13 protein-coding genes and 4 pseudogenes are annotated in these 16,179 nt (G+C 62.7%); 9 read left to right on the top strand and 8 right to left on the bottom strand.

Annotation, left to right across the window (positions count from 1 at the left end; translation table 11 throughout):
* Both M9978_RS11600 and M9978_RS11595 read left to right on the top strand, forming a co-directional pair.
* Positions 1-1,839, top strand: a complete 1,839-nt coding sequence (locus tag M9978_RS11600; protein ID WP_254293312.1) for an MFS transporter — start codon at positions 1-3, stop codon at positions 1,837-1,839.
* A gap of 404 nt (positions 1,840-2,243) precedes the next feature.
* Positions 2,244-2,477, top strand: coding sequence for a helix-turn-helix domain-containing protein (locus M9978_RS11595; protein ID WP_254293310.1), 234 nt, complete (start codon positions 2,244-2,246; stop codon positions 2,475-2,477).
* Positions 2,478-2,514: 37 nt separating this feature from the next.
* Here M9978_RS11595 and M9978_RS23120 read toward each other — a convergent pair whose 3' ends face one another.
* Positions 2,515-2,640 carry a hypothetical protein gene (locus M9978_RS23120; protein WP_302053949.1) on the bottom strand — a complete coding sequence of 42 codons (126 nt, stop codon included), beginning with the start codon at positions 2,638-2,640 and terminating at the stop codon, positions 2,515-2,517.
* Between the two features lie 118 nt (positions 2,641-2,758).
* On the opposite strand from M9978_RS23120, the gene M9978_RS11590 reads away from it, so the two are divergent.
* Complete coding sequence (locus tag M9978_RS11590) at positions 2,759-3,301, top strand: hypothetical protein (RefSeq protein WP_254293308.1); 543 nt, start codon at positions 2,759-2,761, stop codon at positions 3,299-3,301.
* Positions 3,302-3,358: 57 nt separating this feature from the next.
* Positions 3,359-3,535, top strand: coding sequence for a hypothetical protein (locus tag M9978_RS11585; RefSeq protein ID WP_254293306.1), 177 nt, complete (start codon positions 3,359-3,361; stop codon positions 3,533-3,535).
* A gap of 294 nt (positions 3,536-3,829) precedes the next feature.
* Here M9978_RS11585 and M9978_RS11580 read toward each other — a convergent pair whose 3' ends face one another.
* Entirely contained in the window at positions 3,830-4,018 is a 189-nt protein-coding gene (locus tag M9978_RS11580; RefSeq protein ID WP_254293304.1) for a YegP family protein, read from the bottom strand.
* A 250-nt stretch (positions 4,019-4,268) separates the two neighbouring features.
* Here M9978_RS11580 and M9978_RS11575 point away from each other — a divergent pair, with 250 nt between their 5' ends.
* Positions 4,269-4,928, top strand: coding sequence for a PEPxxWA-CTERM sorting domain-containing protein (locus M9978_RS11575; RefSeq protein WP_254293301.1), 660 nt, complete (start codon positions 4,269-4,271; stop codon positions 4,926-4,928).
* Positions 4,929-4,937: 9 nt separating this feature from the next.
* Here M9978_RS11575 and M9978_RS11570 read toward each other — a convergent pair whose 3' ends face one another.
* From M9978_RS11570 to M9978_RS11550, 6 genes and pseudogenes are all read right to left on the bottom strand, one after another.
* The gene (locus M9978_RS11570) at positions 4,938-5,399 is read right to left on the bottom strand and encodes a hypothetical protein (RefSeq protein ID WP_254293299.1); all 462 of its coding nucleotides are present in this window, start codon (positions 5,397-5,399) and stop codon (positions 4,938-4,940) included.
* An 807-nt stretch (positions 5,400-6,206) separates the two neighbouring features.
* Positions 6,207-6,659 (bottom strand): annotated as a pseudogene (locus tag M9978_RS11565) (IS6 family transposase); the annotation flags it as partial.
* A gap of 250 nt (positions 6,660-6,909) precedes the next feature.
* Positions 6,910-7,941, bottom strand: coding sequence for an IS110 family RNA-guided transposase (locus M9978_RS11560; protein WP_254293294.1), 1,032 nt, complete (start codon positions 7,939-7,941; stop codon positions 6,910-6,912).
* A 73-nt stretch (positions 7,942-8,014) separates the two neighbouring features.
* Positions 8,015-8,284: pseudogene (locus M9978_RS11555) on the bottom strand (IS6 family transposase); the annotation flags it as partial.
* A gap of 43 nt (positions 8,285-8,327) precedes the next feature.
* Positions 8,328-8,576, bottom strand: a pseudogene (locus M9978_RS23540) (IS6 family transposase); the annotation flags it as partial.
* A gap of 65 nt (positions 8,577-8,641) precedes the next feature.
* A pseudogene (locus tag M9978_RS11550) lies at positions 8,642-8,770 on the bottom strand (IS6 family transposase); the annotation flags it as partial.
* A gap of 406 nt (positions 8,771-9,176) precedes the next feature.
* On the opposite strand from M9978_RS11550, the gene M9978_RS11545 reads away from it, so the two are divergent.
* From M9978_RS11545 to M9978_RS23335, 4 genes are all read left to right on the top strand, one after another.
* Positions 9,177-11,327 (top strand): TonB-dependent receptor, encoded by a 2,151-nt coding sequence (locus M9978_RS11545; RefSeq protein WP_254293290.1) that lies wholly within the window; start codon positions 9,177-9,179, stop codon positions 11,325-11,327.
* Between the two features lie 68 nt (positions 11,328-11,395).
* The gene (locus tag M9978_RS11540; RefSeq protein ID WP_254293288.1) at positions 11,396-12,217 is read left to right on the top strand and encodes a carbon-nitrogen hydrolase family protein; all 822 of its coding nucleotides are present in this window, start codon (positions 11,396-11,398) and stop codon (positions 12,215-12,217) included.
* A 31-nt stretch (positions 12,218-12,248) separates the two neighbouring features.
* Positions 12,249-12,986 (top strand): aldolase/citrate lyase family protein, encoded by a 738-nt coding sequence (locus tag M9978_RS11535; protein WP_254293286.1) that lies wholly within the window; start codon positions 12,249-12,251, stop codon positions 12,984-12,986.
* Positions 12,983-16,135, top strand: a complete 3,153-nt coding sequence (locus M9978_RS23335; RefSeq protein WP_254293284.1) for an amidohydrolase family protein — start codon at positions 12,983-12,985, stop codon at positions 16,133-16,135. The genes M9978_RS11535 and M9978_RS23335 overlap by 4 nt, the downstream gene beginning before the upstream one ends.
* The last annotated feature ends 44 nt before the right edge of the window (positions 16,136-16,179 follow it).

The following is a 16,179-nucleotide window of genomic DNA, read 5'->3' as shown; positions in this document are numbered from 1 at the left end:
GTGGAGCCGAAAGCTAAAATTCTCGATCGTCCGTTCGAAGTTCGACCGCAATGCATCCAATTCTGTGGCGAGATCGATCTTCAGTGCATTGGCAAGGGCGGGCTTGGCAACTACGCCCTCGCGCATCGGCTTTCGGAAAGGGCTTTTGCACATGCAGGTACAAGCATGAAGTCGCTCGGCCCGCCCAAAGCCGACAGCATGGGCGCTCCTTTGAGATATGCGCGATTCCGTAACATCTGGCTGGCGAGCCTGCTGTCCAACCTCGGGTTGCTGATTCAGGGGGTCGGGGCCGCCTGGGCGATGACAGAACTGAGCAGCAGCGCGACGCTCGTGGCCCTGGTGCAGACCGCGACGATGCTCCCCGTGCTCCTGATCGCGATCCCGGCCGGCGCTATCGCCGACATGTATGATCGCCGCGCTGTCTCCATCGTCGCGCTGTTGATCTCGCTCACCGCGGTGACTCTCCTGTTCATCTTGTCCCTTTTCGGCGGCGTGTCCGCCATGGCGATCCTGGCTTTCTGCTTTGCGATCGGCTGCGGCATGGCGCTGTTCTGGCCGGCATGGCAGTCTTCGGCTGGCGAGCAGGTGCCGGTCGAGAGCTTGCCGGCTGCCGTCGCGCTCAACAGCATCAGCTTCAACATAGCGCGCAGCTTTGGTCCCGCACTGGGCGGCCTCATCGTCGCCGCCGCGGGCGCCGTTGCATCCTTCGGTGCCAGCGCGCTGCTGTACCTTCCCATGCTCGGCGTTCTTGTCGCATCGAGCAAAACGCATGAGCCGCCGCGGCTGCCGCCCGAGCGGCTCAGCCGCGCCTTGATCTCTGGCATTCGCTACATCCTGCACTCGCCCGCCATTCGCATCGTGATCGGACGCGCGTTGTTGCTCGGCTTGCTGGCGGGGTCGGTAACCGCGCTGATGCCGCTGGTTGCGCGCGATCTGCTGCAGGCTCAGGCCAGCACCTTCGGCGTGCTGTTGGGGTCATATGGGGTGGGCGCCGTGGCCGGCGCATTCAGCGTCGCGCGCCTCAAGCAGAAGCTTGGTTCCGAGGGCGTCGTTCGCGCCGCCACCATCATTCTGAGCGCCGCGACGTGCACGATCGCGTTCAGCCGAAACGAGCTTCTCACCTGCTTTGCGCTTGCCGTCGCAGGCGGCGGCTGGATGCTGGCGACGACGGCGCTCAATATCGCGGTTCAGCTTCCGGTACCGCGCTGGGTCACCGGACGCGCGCTCGCGACGTTCCAGGCCAGCATTGCGGGCGGCATCGCGATCGGCAGCTGGGGCTGGGGCGCCGTCGCTGACCATCTCGATGTCCAGACGGCGCTTATCATCTCAGCGGGGGGCGTCCTCGCTTCGATATTGTTCGGACTGCGTTGGAAGATGCAGGAAGCTCGAAGCGATGGCGCTGGCGCGTCGCCTGACTTGCCCGATCCGACCGTAAAACTGGCGGTGACGGATCGCAGCGGTCCCGTCGTGGTCGAGTTGGAGTATCGCATAGCGCTCGAAGACGCGCGTCCGTTTTACCGGATCATGCAGGAGGTGCAGCTCAGCCGGCAGCGCAACGGCGCCTATGGCTGGTCGATCGCACGGGATCTTGCTGATCCAGAGCTGTGGGTCGAACGATTTCATTTCCCGACCTGGATCGACTTCCTGCGGATGAGAAATCGGCCCACGGCAGGCGAGCGCTCGCTGCATGAACGGGCCGAGGCATTTCAGATGGACAACGAACCGATCCGCATTCGCCGGATGCTCGAGCGGCCATTTGGTTCGGTCAGATGGAAAGCAGAGGCACGCGACCTGGGGCTTTCGGAGAACTTCATGCCCGGTGCAGGCGGAAGTACATAGGGAGATGGGTTAGGAATCCGCGACGCAGTTGATTAGCGAATGTCGTTTGAGAGCGGGTGAGAGGCGCGAATTTAAATCCGGTAGTAGCGCCGATGCCACAGGAGTAGGTCAGGCCGAAAGCGAGGTGAAGTTCGCCCGTTCGCGTTCTGAGGGCTCCGAATAGCCGGGGTGACGGCGCCGCGCGCCGCATGTCCCGCAATGAGTCCGGCAGCCGCCATGCTGCCGATTGCGCCGCGCCGTGTAGTTCCAACCATTTTCGTTCCCTCGGATACAGGGTTGCGATCAGCGCCGGGGTCGAGGGGCCTAATCCTTGACCCCGGCGCGCCTTGAACGTCTCGAGGTGAGACGAAAAGTAGCAGATTTAATGGTTGCGTCAAGCGCTTCGTGAAACTATTCGTTTCATTATGACGCCCGCACAATCGAAGATGGCGCGCGCTGGCCTTGGCTGGTCGCTCTCTGATCTCGCTGCCGCCTCGGGTGTAAGCCGTATGACGGCAGTGCGCTTCGAGGGCGGGCAGTCCGTAGCCCCTAAATCGGTCACTGCGATCTGGTCAGCCTATCAGGCGGCTGGCGTTACCCTGATCGATGCTGGCGAGAAGTCCACGCGCGGCGGCGTTGGCGTGCGGCTGCGTGGCTGAAGCGAGGTAAGATGGCAGTTAAGGTCTTGGTAGTGTCTCAGGAGTCCTCGCAGATTCCCGTTGGCGATACGTGTTTAATGTGCCCCCGCGCATCGGTGAGTGCGTCGCGCTCGCCGGTCGGGACGGTAAGCGCCGGTTCTGCCGTGTCGTAGATGCCGTGCATTTTAGCCAAGTGGGATGGCTCAGTCGGATATTCGATATTGGTTGAACAAGACCGGGAGCCGCCGCGCAAATGGGCGGTTCCTTCGAACTATACCCCCACCGTGTCCGCGTAGGCCCTCGTGCCGCCAGTCGTTAAACAGGCGCTCGTCGGCGGCGCTGCTGGCGCTGCTGGTGGGCTCGCGGTCGCCATCGCGCTTAACGCTACCGGAACGGGATTGCTCGTCAATTCCGGTGTTGTTGGCGCGGCGATTGGCGCGTCCTTGACGATCCTCGGCACGCTCGCGGTTGATCGATATATCCGGGCGCGGGCTGGCCGCGAGCGCCATCGCGCTGCGCTCGATCTATTCGAGGGCATTCGCGATAGCCTGGCTGGAATCTCTGGCGCAAAAGGGGCAGATGCCAAGCGCCTGCTTGAACAGGCCAAGCTCGGGAAGCGGGTGCTCGACCTCGAAAAGAATGGGATAGCTCTTGGCCTTCTTGGCCGAGCGGCGCTGCTCAAACTCGAAGACGCATGGTCGGGCAACATTGGCACGATTGAAGGGCAGATGGGCGTGGCGGTCATGTATCCGGAATATTCGATGCCCGACACCGTTCGAGCGGCTGTCGGTGCCCTGACCGCTCATCTCGATCTTGTTATTGCGTCCGTGCCATCGGGAAGCTGACCCAAGTTTCCGCTTCAATCGTGGGAACGCGACTCGGCGGCAGTGAGTCGTGGAAGCATGGGCCAGCTTCTTACCCCGGCGCAGCTGCGCGACCTGATGGCGGACTTACTCGAAGGCGCTGCGGGCGGCGACGCGTCGGATTGGCGCGCGGCAATCGGCCCAGTCGAGAAACATCCGCTGTGGTCGCACACGCGCTGCAACTGGACGGTGGAGCCGAAGGGGCGGAGGTCCTAGCGAGAGGCAATCGAGCGCGCGGCCGACATCGTGCGCGACGCTCACCCCTACGTGGGATAATTGTCTGGCATTGGTGGCAGCTGCCTAACGGTGCTGCGATCCCCGAAGCTGCCGTTCCGCCCACGACCCCATTGTAGTCGTAGGCAAGGGAGTGCGGCTGCGTGGCTGACAAAAGGCCCGCGCGCGTAGCTTCGCACGATCCGACGCGTAATATCTATTCATCCGGCGCTTCATCAGTGCAGATATCCCCGTGCCCATCCTGCGAGCGGCCGGTTCAGCGCAAAAGAACTTCCGTCACTCTTCCACGTAGTTGATTGGGGTGTCCATCTCCAACGCCTTTACTGCAACAATGGCGTGTTCGCAATCAAGCTTGGAGCGATACCCCTCGCCGTAAGCGGCTGTAGCGCCGGAGTCGTTGATAAGCTTCCAGTCCCATTGTGGTTCCGCGCTGGCACGGGGAACCTTGATTACCTCAAAATGCATCAACTCCCTCCCGAACAGCGTCCCTGTCGTCAGGTTTACGCTACGGAATGCTCACCTAAAAAGCTGAATCGGGGCTACCCATTTTGGGGAACGTTTGTCCAATGGCGGGCCCTTCAAGGGTCAAAGGTGCCCCGAACGAGCTTTTTCTGTCTCCGAACGGGACTCTTGAATCACACCTTGTCAAATGGTTAGCCGCTGTTCATACTAATTCCGCCCTCATGAGAGGAGCGGCAAATCCGGGGGAAATTTGATGATGAGACGCGCTTTTAGCTCCTTTGCGCTGGTGGCGGCCTGCGCTGTGTCTTCACCCGCATTTGCTGCTACCACGATAGACTTCGAGGCCACTTCTCAAGGGCCAAAGGCAGAGGGCTTCTCTGCGACAGGCGCACCGCAGTTGACATTCAGGTCGGCATCGGGAAGCGGCCTGGAAGTTGGGAACTTCACTCCGCAAACAGCTGGCAACGGCTTAGCCGTCTTTCCGGACACCGGGAATTATTTGATCGGGTCGTTCGCTACGACAGTAGATTTCATGAGTTTGATGTTTGGTAACGACGACCCCTGCTGCAGCCAGCCGGGGGACAGAGCGCTTCTCAAACTATTCCTTGGCAGTAACCTTGTAGGGTCAAATTTCGTAGGTCTGAACCGGAACGATATTTTGGATCAGTCCGTTTCCTTTGGCCTGATTGGTGGGGGTCTGTTATTCGACCGCTTCGAGTTTTCTTACGCAAATGCGAGTGGCGCGCCCATTAATCTGATCGAAACGGTGGACAACATAACTTTCAATACCGCGATTTCCGCTGTGCCCGAGCCTGCGACTTGGATGATGATGTTGCTCGGATTCGGCTCGATCGGATTTGCTATCCGCCGCCGCAAAGTGGCAATCAATACGGTGAGCCATAATTTGGCATGATTGCACTGATTAACGAAGCGCTGCCGGTCGGGAGGCTGGCGGCGCTTCGTTATTTACGAAGTCCGCTTCCCACCCGCAAATCGACGTTCCGCGCTTGCCACGCGGCGCCAGTAGCAGCCTTGCTGACGACGACCCTATTGCGAACGACCTTGCGGTGTTCTGATGGGGATGCCACAGCATCACAACATGAGAGAATTTACAGACCGACGACGGCACGGCTTGCGTTGGATATTTTTCTCGCTGCTGGGATTTTGCGCCCTCATGTTGATCGGTTGGGCTGCGGATAATCTGCTTGGCGTAGAAATGGGCTTTGAGGCAGATGACGGGATTCAAATAGCCATTTTGGCGGTAGGCCATACCAATCGCTTCCCCCGCCTTACGACGCTCGCCCGGCACCCGGCCTAGTCCAGCGTTCAAGTCGATTGCGGCCATGACCTCGGGCAGCACAACGCGAACAATTTCGGGCCGCACGAATCCGCCCTCGCCATCGGGTGGGTGCCGTGGCGATCACCGCGTCCATCACCTTGTCGAACAGAACCCGCGCAAATTCGGATTCTTCATCGGTCCAATCTCTACGCGACATCGATCAACCTTTCTGGCGAATATGTCGCTTACAAACCACGCAGGGGCGCGCGCTTAGCCCCGCTCGTCGCAGGTGATCCAAATCGGGAAAAGCGCCATTTGCAGCCGGTGGACTCGTCCGGCTCGGGTGTTACCCTGACTGCGGTGGCCGGGCGTTCAAACTCCCTTTTCCGCTCGGCCACACCAGCGCCGCGTCCAAGCTCAAGGCATGGCATGGCGGGGTTGCTGTAGCAAATAGCCCGCGATCACCACGAGCGGAACCGATCGCACCGTTGCACGCTTAAAGAACGAGCGGTTAACCCCTTTCGCGCTCGGCCATTTTTCATCGCGGCACGGCCCTTGCGCGATCATCCTCCGAAGCGCCGGGAAGGCGAAGCTCAACGCCATTGAGCGCAACGTTCATGCTCTGGTGCCGGCCGATCTCGTTTTCGGTCGCGCAGGCATCCCAGAAATAGACGAGCCATGATCGCGGGCAGTGTGGGCGCAGCACCCGGAGAGCCAGGCGAACGGCCTTGGTCCGCTGCGTCCCATTTCGGGACGAGGCTAGTGCCTCACACATCGCTTGGCTGGCTGACGCCGGTCGAATATGCTGCCGCAGCGGCCATCCAGGCCGCCGAATGAATTGACCTGAGGGAGCTGTCAGTCGTACGCGAACCGCTCTCCAGAGGATGGAGTTCGGTCTTTGAAGCTGGCAGCCTAGCTCGCAATCGATTGCCACTCGGCCAGCGCGGCCGAGCGGCGTTCCTTGAAGGTCTGTCGATCGACTAAATGGCGCTCGAGGCTGAAATGGTTGTGGACGTTGGCGTGCACGCTGGCGAACTTCTGCAGCGTCTTCATTCGCCTGAACCTGAGCATCGCTCGCTCTCGTGGTCGAAATGACAAATGCGCGTTCTCGGCCCTGTTGTTTGCCCATCGCCCGACCTCCTGCTTCTCGCGGTTGCCGAGTTCATTCATGGCTGCGCCGTACGACCGGAGGCCGTCAGTTGTGATGGCTTCAGGTGAGCCGTGGCGCTTCAGCGCCTTCTTCATGAAGGTCAGCGCGGCATTCTTGTCACGCGTTTTGGTGATGAAACTCTCAAGGATTTCGCCCTCGTGATCGACCGCCCGCCAGAGGTAAACCATCTCGCCGTTGAGCTTGACGTACATCTGTGGACGCCCCGCGGATAGCAAGGGGTATTTGGGCGTTAGCGCGCTGGTCGGGTGCTGCCATCTGTCCGGCCTGTGTATGCAGCTTTAGCGCTGCGGGCCTGTATGGGAGTTCGCGGGCCAGTTCCAAAACATCTCGGTGTGCTCGAAGGCACGCTGTACGTCACTGGTTTTACCGACCCCATCTACCGATCGTTGCGCCATACCCTCCTTTGACCACTTGCCGTCCTCCGACGACCTCTGACGGCTAGCCTTACACCGGCATTGCCATCGGAGCCCTGTAATCCTGCTCTCTCGTTAGCACGGCCCAGACGATCCGTGCTGTCTTGTTCGCCTGAGCAACGCTGATCAGCATGCGCGGTTTGCGTGCGAGCATATTGGCGAGCCATGATCCTTCGGGCGCGCCTCGTATGCTGGCCTGCCTCACTGCCGAACTCGCGCCAATGATCAGCAACCGACGCAATGTGCGTTCACCCATCTTCGAGATCCGTCCAAGTCTGGTCTTCCCGCCCGAGGAGTTCTGTCGCGGGGCGAGGCCGAGCCAGGCCGCAAAGTCTCGACCACGACGGAAGGTCGCCATCGGAGGCGCCAGGGCAGCGATCGCCGTGGCAGCGATAGGACCGATCCCGGGGATCGTCATGAGCCTGCGCGCGACCTCGTCCTCCCGCGCGCGCCGGGAGATCTCCTTGTCCAGCTGAGCTGTTTTTGCGCGCAGAGTATCAAGCAGATCAATCATTACGCGCAACATGTCGCGTGCGGCAGCGGGAAGAGATGCGCCGAGATCGTCGTCGACCATATCACTGAGCAAAGTCACCCAGGCGGCGCCCCGCGGAGCTACCCATCCGTACTCGCTCAAGTGGCTGCGGATCGCGTTTATGATCTGAGTCCGCTGCTTGACCAGAAGATCGCGCGTTCGGAACACAAGGGCCGACGCCTGCTGCTCTTCGCTCTTCACTGTCACAAACCGCATATTCGGTCGTCGTGCCGCTTCGCAGATCGCTTCAGCATCGGCCGCATCGTTCTTCTGCCGCTTCACAAAAGGCTTTACGTAAGCGGGCGGGATCAGCCGGACTTCATGGCCCATTGCCGTGAACTGGCGCGCCCAATGGTGAGCGCCACCGCACGCCTCCATAGCTACAAGGCACCTTGGCTGGGTTGCGAAAAACTCCAGCAGCTTACCGCGGGTTACGCGACGGTTGAACAGCGTGTGCCCCGCCGCATCTGCTCCATGCGCTTGAAAAACAGACTTCGCGATATCCAACCCGATCGTGCTAACTTCTTCCACGGACGCCTCCTGCTCATAGGTGCTCGACTCACCTACCTTGGCACAAGATGCCGTCGGGGGGCGTCCACCCCATCATCTCGTCGAGATGCCATCGCCAGTGACGGAAGCCCCGCATACGGCTGACCCGCTGTCGGCGGATGTCGCTGGCGAACATCGGCCCGAAGCGGTTCCACCAGAAGCGCACAGTCTCGTGGCAGAGGTCGATGCCACGTTCAAACAGCAGGTCCTCGACGTTCCGCAGCGACAGCGGGAACCGTACATACATCAGTACGACCAGGCGGATTACCTCCGGTGAGGAGTTGAAGCATCGAAACGGGGAGGGGGGGGGGGCTTGGCTCTCGATTTCCGGGGCATGGGACGCCGCTACCAGCAGCAAGCGGGCACTGCCACATTGGTTTGACAGCGCCCCGCATACGGCTGACCCGCTGCCGACGAATGTCGCCGGCGAACATCGGGCCGAAGCGATTCCACCAGAACCGCACGGTCTGGTGACAGATGTCGATCCCGCGCTCGAATAGCAGGTCTTCGACGTTCCGCAGCGACAGCGGGAACCGTACATACATCAGTACGACCAGGCGGATTACCTCCGGCGACGAGTTGAAGCATCGACACGGGGAGGGGGCTTGGCTCTCGATTTCCGGGGCATTGGCCGCCGCTAGCAGCAGCCAGCGGACGCCGCCACATTGCTCTGACGGCACCGGCCGAACCGATTCCACCAGAGTCTGACGGTCTCGTGGCATACGTCGATGCCGCGCTCGAACAGCAGGTCCTCGACATTCCGCAGCGACAGCGGAAACCGTAAGTACATCAGTACGACGAACCGGATCACTTCCGGCGACGAATTGAAATAGCGAAACGGGGAAGGGGGGTGCGCAAACGAGGCATCCGCTCCCGCTAGGCAGCTCCTCCTAATGTCCGGTGCATTTGCCCTGACAGCACCGGTGCGACCGTTCGGACCAACCTGGCGTCGACCTTCGCTGCGAATTTACATCATCACATGCGCCGGCCGCGCCATGCATGTTGGCGATTCATAGACATTTTATACCATTTATGACGACGCCTGTTGCGCTCCTATGTAGCCTCGAGGGTTACTATAGCGGCGTTTGGGCAGAAGATATACTAGGTCGGTATCGTTCCGCCGCGCAACGAACGTACCGATTTATAAGCTTGCCATCCGGCATTTGTCGATCTAATAGTACCAAATTATAGGTGCTGAAACGAATCAGGGGGTTGCAATGAGCGCATCGCGCAAAAGGAGTGTACTGCTGGCGGGGGCGGGCATCGTGTCCGCAGCATGGTCTATCCAGGCGCATGCGCAGACTTCCGAGGCTTCGGACGATACGGCGATCGTCGTCACCGCGCTTCGATCGAGTGGCGATGCGAAAGATCTTCCCGTGAAGATCGATGTGTTCGAAGAAGCTGAGGTGCGCCAGCAGCAATCGCTGGCCGCAACCAGCAACGAAGTCCTCGCCAATCTCGTCCCCAGTTTTGCGCCAAGCCGCCAGAAACTAACGGGCGGTGGCGAATCCTTTCGCGGACGTGCGCCGCTCTATCTGGTCGATGGCGTGCCGCAATCGACACCATTGCGTCCCGGCTCGCGCGAGGGCGTGACGATCGACCTTGAAGTGATCGAACGCATCGAGGTGCTGTTCGGTGCGAATGCGTTGCAGGGGTTGGGGGGCACCGGCGGCGTGGTCAATTTCGTCACGGTCAGCGCGCCGAAGGATGGCTCGCTCGAACAGCGCGCCTCGGTCGGTCTGTCGGCCAATGACGGGCTCGACAAGGACGGCTTCGGCTGGCGCGCGCATTACCTGATCGCCAAGGATTTCGGCAGTTTCGACGCGGTTGCGTCGGCAAGCTATGAAGAGCGCGGCCTGTTCTATGATGCCAAGGGTCGGACGATCGGCATCGACAATGAATCGGGCGACATCCAAGATACGCAGGCGCGCAACTTCTTCGTGAAGCTTGGCTGGGAGCCGTCAGACAACCAGCGCATCCAGGCGATGGTCAACCGCTTCTATCTCAACCAGCGCGGCAATTATGTCCGGGTCGATGGCAGCCGCACGCTGGGCCGGCCGGCGATCTCGGTCGACGGCACGCCGCGCGGTGATTTGGCGATCAACGATGTGTGGACCGCCTCGCTCGATTACAGCCATTCAAACTTCCTCGGCGGGAAGTTCTCGCTGCAAGGCTATTACCAGAACTTCAAATCGCTGTTCGGCGGCCAGCTGACGGCATCGTTCCAGGATCCGCTGATCGCGCCTATCGGGACGCTGTTCGACCAGACGCAGAACAATTCGGAGAAGTACGGTGCCAAGACCACCTATGCGCTGACCGCGATCGGCGGACTGCCGCTCGACGGGGCGATCGGGTTCGACTTTTTGCGCGACCTGACCTCGCAGCCGCTGGTGCTGACCGGCCGCGTGTCGGTACCGCCGACGACCTTCTACAACTACGCGCCATTCGTTCAGCTGACGTTGAAGCCCCTGTCGTTCGTCACGCTGACCGGCGGCGTGCGCCACGAAATCGGCAATCTGGAAGTGCCCGATTTCGTGAGCCGGGCGGGCAACCGTGCCGATTTCCAGCGCGTGCCGGTCAAGGGCGGTAAACGCAACTTCTCCGACACACTGTTCAACGCCGGCATCAACGTGAAGCCGTTGCCCGGCCTGACGATCTATGGCTCCTATTCCGAAGCCTTCTCGGTGCCGGATATCGGGCGCGTCTTGCGGTCGGTCAGCACGTTCGGTCAATCGGTCAACACGCTGCTCGACTTAGCGCCGATCGTCACCCGCAACAAGGAGGTCGGTGGCGAATATGCCGTCGGGTCGTTCCGCTTCGGCGTCACCTATTTCGAGTCGAAATCCGAGTTCGGGCAGATGCTGGTCGCACGGCCGGACGGAACGTTCGACCTGGCGCGGCAGGCCACCAAGACCAGCGGCTGGGAACTGACGGCCGGCGCCAAACCGACCGACTGGCTCAACGTCACGGGCGGCTATTCGGTGCTGCGCGGTCGGTTCGACAGCAACGCCGACGGCGTGCTCGACTCCGATCTTGGCGCGGCAGATATCGGCCCGGACCGTATGAGCATCGGCATCGACATCACGCCCGATGGTCCGGTGAGCGGGCGCATCCAGTCGTTCACCTATTTCGACAAGACCTTTACCAATCGGCTCGGTGCAACGACTGCGCGCTTCAAGAGCTATACGACGGTGGACGCCGCGATCTCGGTCGAGGTGATGGAGCCGGTCACGGTAACCTTCTCGGTCTCCAACCTGCTCGACCAGCAGTATTTCACCTATCATGCCCAGGCGGCGACGGCGGCCAACAACCTTTATTATGCGGGCCGCGGCCGATCCTATAATCTGCGGATCGGCGCGAAGTTCTGAGCTGCGGCGGCAGCTGGCCCATCCGGCTGCCGCACCCGCCTTCATCCAGCGAAGCGTTGCGGAGCGTCATGCAAGTTACCTTGATCCAGACCACGTCCGATGACAACAAGGCGGCCAACCTCGACCGTGCCGAGCGGTTGGTCCGCGCGGCGGTCGCAGCGACCCGGCCGGATCTCATCGTCCTGCCCGAGCTGTTCGCCTATCTCGGCGGCACGCCGGCCGGCGCGCTGGCGGCAGCTGAGGCGTTTCCGGACGGTCAGGCCTATGCGATGCTGAGCGGCTTGGCGCGTGAGCTGGGCGTCAACATTCATGGCGGCAGCATAGGCGAGCGCAATGGCGACACGCTGCGCAACACCTCGCTCGTGTTCGATCGCAGCGGTGCGGAGATCGGGCGTTATGCCAAGATCCACATGTTCGATGTGGTGACGCCGGACGGCCTCGCCTATCGCGAATCCGCGACCTTCACGCGCGGCGAGCGCACGATGCTGTGCGAGGTCGATGGCGTGCGACTGGGTGCGAGTATCTGTTACGATTTGCGCTTCGGCGAACTTTTCATCGCGCTGGCTAAGGCGGGCGCGCAGATGGTCGCCGTGCCTGCCGCGTTTACGCTCGCGACGGGCAAGGATCATTGGGAAGTGCTGCTGCGCGCGCGAGCGATCGAGACCCAATGCTACATCCTCGCCGCCGGACAGACGGGGACGTACGTCGCCGACGGGCTGGTGCGCGCCAACTACGGCAATTCGATGATCGTCGATCCCTGGGGCACGGTGATCGCGCGCGCGCCCGACAAGCTTGGCTGGACCAGCGCGGCGATCGATCTCGACTATCTCGACAAAGTGCGGGCGGCCGTGCCGAGCAATCAAAATCGCGTGCTGACTTCGTTCGGCTGAACCGCGAATACGGAATTAGGGGTTAGCACTGATGCACGATCATGCCGCCGGCAATGCCTTCTGGTTGTCGACCACCAGCCCGATGATGGTCGAGCTGGCCAAGGACTTCGGCTTCACCCGCCTTGTGTTCGACCTCGAGCACGGCTTGTTCGACCAGAGCGCCCTGGACCTGTTCACGCCCTTCTGCCGCGCGATGGGGTTCGAGGTCTATGCCAAGGTGCTGGGGCCGAACGCGCCGGCGATCCAGCAGGCACTCGACTTTGGCGCAGATGGCGTGATCATTCCGCATGTCGAGGGGATCGAGCATGCGCGCGAAGTGACCGGGTTCGCCAAATATCCGCCACTTGGCACACGCAGCTATGCGGCGGGCCGGATCGTCACCTATGGCGCGCCGCCGCCGGGCTTTTTCGAGGACAGCAACGCACGGATCAAATGCTATCCGATGGTCGAGTCGGCCGCCGCGCTCGCCGATATCGGCTCGATCGCGCAGCTGCCGACGGTCGATGGCCTGTTTGTCGGGCCGACCGATCTGGCCCTGTCGTGCGGCCGTCAGCGCTATGCGTTCGACGATGCCGACCGGGCGGCGCTGGCCGCGATCGCGACGGCGGCACGGGCTGCGGGCAAGCCGTGGATCATGCCGGCCTGGACTGAGGGCGAACGCCGCTTCTCGCGTGAGCATGGCGTCGGCTGGATGGTGACGCTCAGCGATCATGGCGTGGCGCGGGGGGGATTTGCCGGTGCGGTGCCCGCGATGAGCGCCGAGGCGTGACGCGCTGGCGGCGCATCCTGCCGGCCGCGCTTGCGGGGATCGCGTGCGCGATCCCGGGCTTTGCCAGCACTGCACTGACCCAGGACAAGACCGCATGGTCGGTGGAAGCGTCGCATGGTGCGAGCTTCACCTATCGCGTTACGCTCGATGAGGCGACGTGGTCGTCCGTCGACAGCTCGCCGGACGGTCGGATGCTGTTGTTCGATATCCTGGGCGACCTATACACGCTGCCTGTGGCGGGCGGAGACGCGGTGCGGATCACGTCGGGCGCGGCCTATGACGTCCAGCCGCGCTTCTCGCCGGACGGGCGGCACATCCTGTTCGTGTCCGATCGCGCAGGCGGCAGCGACGTGTGGATCGCAGATGCAGATGGCCGCAGCGCGCGGCGGCTGAGCCATGAAAAGAACGCGACCGTGATGTCGCCGGTGTGGTCGCGCGACGGTTCATCGGTGTTCGCGCTGCGCCGCGATGATCTCATGGCCGACGACCGTTACGAACTGGTGCGCTTCGCGGTGGCGGACGGGTCGATGACGCGGATCGTCGATCGCCAGCGCAATCCACTCGGCCCGGTGCCGTCGCCGGATGGCAAGTGGCTGTATTTCACGACGATGGCGGAACGTGGCATCGATCGTGTCGAGCTGGCGAGCGGCAGGATCCAGCCGGTCGTACGCGGCGACGGTGGCGCATCGCGGCCCGCGCTGAGTCCCGATGGGCGCTGGCTCGCATTCGGGCGGCGTGCGGGCAATGCGGTGCGACCTGTGTTGCGCGACCTGCGAACCGGCGCCGAGCGCGTGCTGAATGCCGAATTCGACTGGGACCAGCAGGATAATCCCGAAAGCGATGTCGATCTGCTGCCGGGCTTCGGCTTTACGCCGGACAGCGCGGCCCTGATCTATGCCGCGGGCGGCAAGGTCCGCCGGCTGGACATGATCTCTGGAACCCTTGCCGCGATCCCGTTCCGGGCGCAGGTCGAGCAACAGGTTCAGCGACGCTGGACGGTCGAAAACCGGCTATCGTCCGATCCGCTGCGTCTGCGCATGTTGCGTTGGACGCATGAGGCGCCCGATGGCCGGACGTTGTTCTTCGCGGCGGCGGGGAAGATCTATCGCCATGACGTGCGCAGCGGGCAGGCGCGGCGGATCGTCGACGGGCCGGGGCTAGAATATTCGCCGGCGGTCTCGCCGGACGGGCGCTGGCTCGCCTATGTCGGCTGGACCGATGCCGGGGCGGGGCACATTTACCGTACGCCCGTGGATCGCCTCGCGCCGGAAAGGCTGACGAACAGCGCCGGTCACTACGAGCATTTGGCGTGGTCGCCTGACGGCACGAAGCTTGTCTATGTCAAAAGCTCAGGCGGCGAGCTGCGCGGCGAAGCGAATTTGACCGAGAGCCTCGCCAAGACCGTCGAATGGATCGACGTCGCGCGGCCGGCAGCTGCGCAGATTGTGGCGCGGGTCGGTTCGCGCGGCGATCGCCGCCAGGAAATGCGGCCAAGCTTCAGTGGCGACGGGACCCGTATCTACTTCACCGAATCGCCCAAGCGGCGGCAGGCAACGACCTTGTTCTCCGCCGCGCTGGACGGATCGGAGCGGCGCGCAATCGCGCGCTTCCGCTTCGCCGACGATGTGATGCCGTCGCCAGACGGCAAGTGGATCGCCTTCACTGAACAGTTCGACGCCTATCTGGCACCATTCCCGGCCAGCGTCGGCGGCCCGGTCGAGATCGATCCCCGCAAGGCCGGAAGCGTTCGGCGGTTGAGCTCGAACGGTGGCTATTTCGTCAACTGGGCCGATGGCGGGCGCAGCGTGAGCTGGGGCTGGGGACCGCGTTACCACAAGGTGGCGGTGGCGACCGGCAAGCCCGCCACGGCGATCGACATAGCGGTGCGTGAGCCGCGCGCGATCGGCGCGGGGCGCGTGTTGTTGAGCGGTGCGCGGATCGTGACGATGGGGCCGGCCGGGATGATCGAACGCGGCGACGTGCTGGTCGAAAATGATCGCATCGTCCAAGTCGGCGCTGCGGGCAGCCTGCGCGGGGCGACCGGTGCGCGGGTGATCGACGTCAGCGGCAAGACGATCATTCCCGGGTTCGTCGACGTGCACAATCACTATCGCCAGGGCCGCAATGCCGAGCTCTTCCCCGAGATGGACTGGGGCTATGTCATCCAGCTCGCGTATGGCGTGACGACGGTGCGCGATCCGTCCGCGCGATCGCAGTCGATCTTCACCCAGGCCGAGATGATCGAGACCGGTCGATCCTGGGGGCCGCGCGTGTTCAGCACCGGCGAGCCGCTCTATTGGGACGAGACCGCCTTTTCGAAGCCGCCACAAACACTGGAGGAAGTGCGGCAGGGCGTTCGCCGGCTGAAGGCGATCGGAGCGGCGGCAATCAAGCTCTACACGCTGCCCCGTCGCGAGCAGCGGCAATGGGTGCTGCAGGCCGCACGCGAAGAAGGGCTGCTCGCGATTCCGGAGGGTGCGCAGAAGATCGCGTTCGACCTGACGCTGCTGACGGACGGCTATTCTACGCTCGAACATGCGATCAAGACCGCGCCGTTGCGGGCCGACGTGCTCGGTCTGTTCAAGGCGACCGGCATCCCGCTGGTGCCAACGTTGACCGTCGGGCCGGGCGGAGGCGCCGAAGACTTTTTCTATGCCCGGGGCGGAGTCGCGCAGGACGAGAAGCTGTTGCGCTTCACGCCACTTAACGAAGTCGCCGCGCGCGACCGGCTGCGCGCCGCGCGGTCCGAGGGCAGCTGGTATTTTCAGCATCTCGCGCGCAGCTCGGCCGATGTGCTGCGCGCCGGCGGAAAGCTGGCGCTCGGCGCGCATGGCAATCTCGAAGGGCTGGGCGTGCATTGGGAGATGTGGGCGATGGCCGATGGCGGCCTAACTCCGATGGAGACGCTTTACGCCGCGACGATGGGATCGGCCGATGCGATGGGCCTATCGCGCGACGTCGGGTCGATCGAGTCGGGCAAGCGCGCCGATCTCGCCATTCTCGACGCCAACCCGCTCGACGACATTCGCAACAGCAACTCGGTGGGATTGGTGATGAAGGGCGGCCTGCTGTGGAACGCCGCCACGATGGACCAGATCTGGCCGCAGGCGCGGCCGTTCCCGGGCTTCTACTGGCGCAAACAGCCGTAGCAGCCGGACCCGTTTTCGACCCGAAGCCTGCGCGGTGGACAGCC

Source organism: Sphingomonas tagetis (assembly GCF_024211275.1).
In the GTDB taxonomy this organism is placed as follows: Bacteria; Pseudomonadota; Alphaproteobacteria; order Sphingomonadales; family Sphingomonadaceae; genus Sphingomonas; species Sphingomonas tagetis.
The sequence above is the reverse complement of the archived record's forward strand: the minus strand, read 5'-3'. Positions and strand labels throughout refer to the sequence as shown.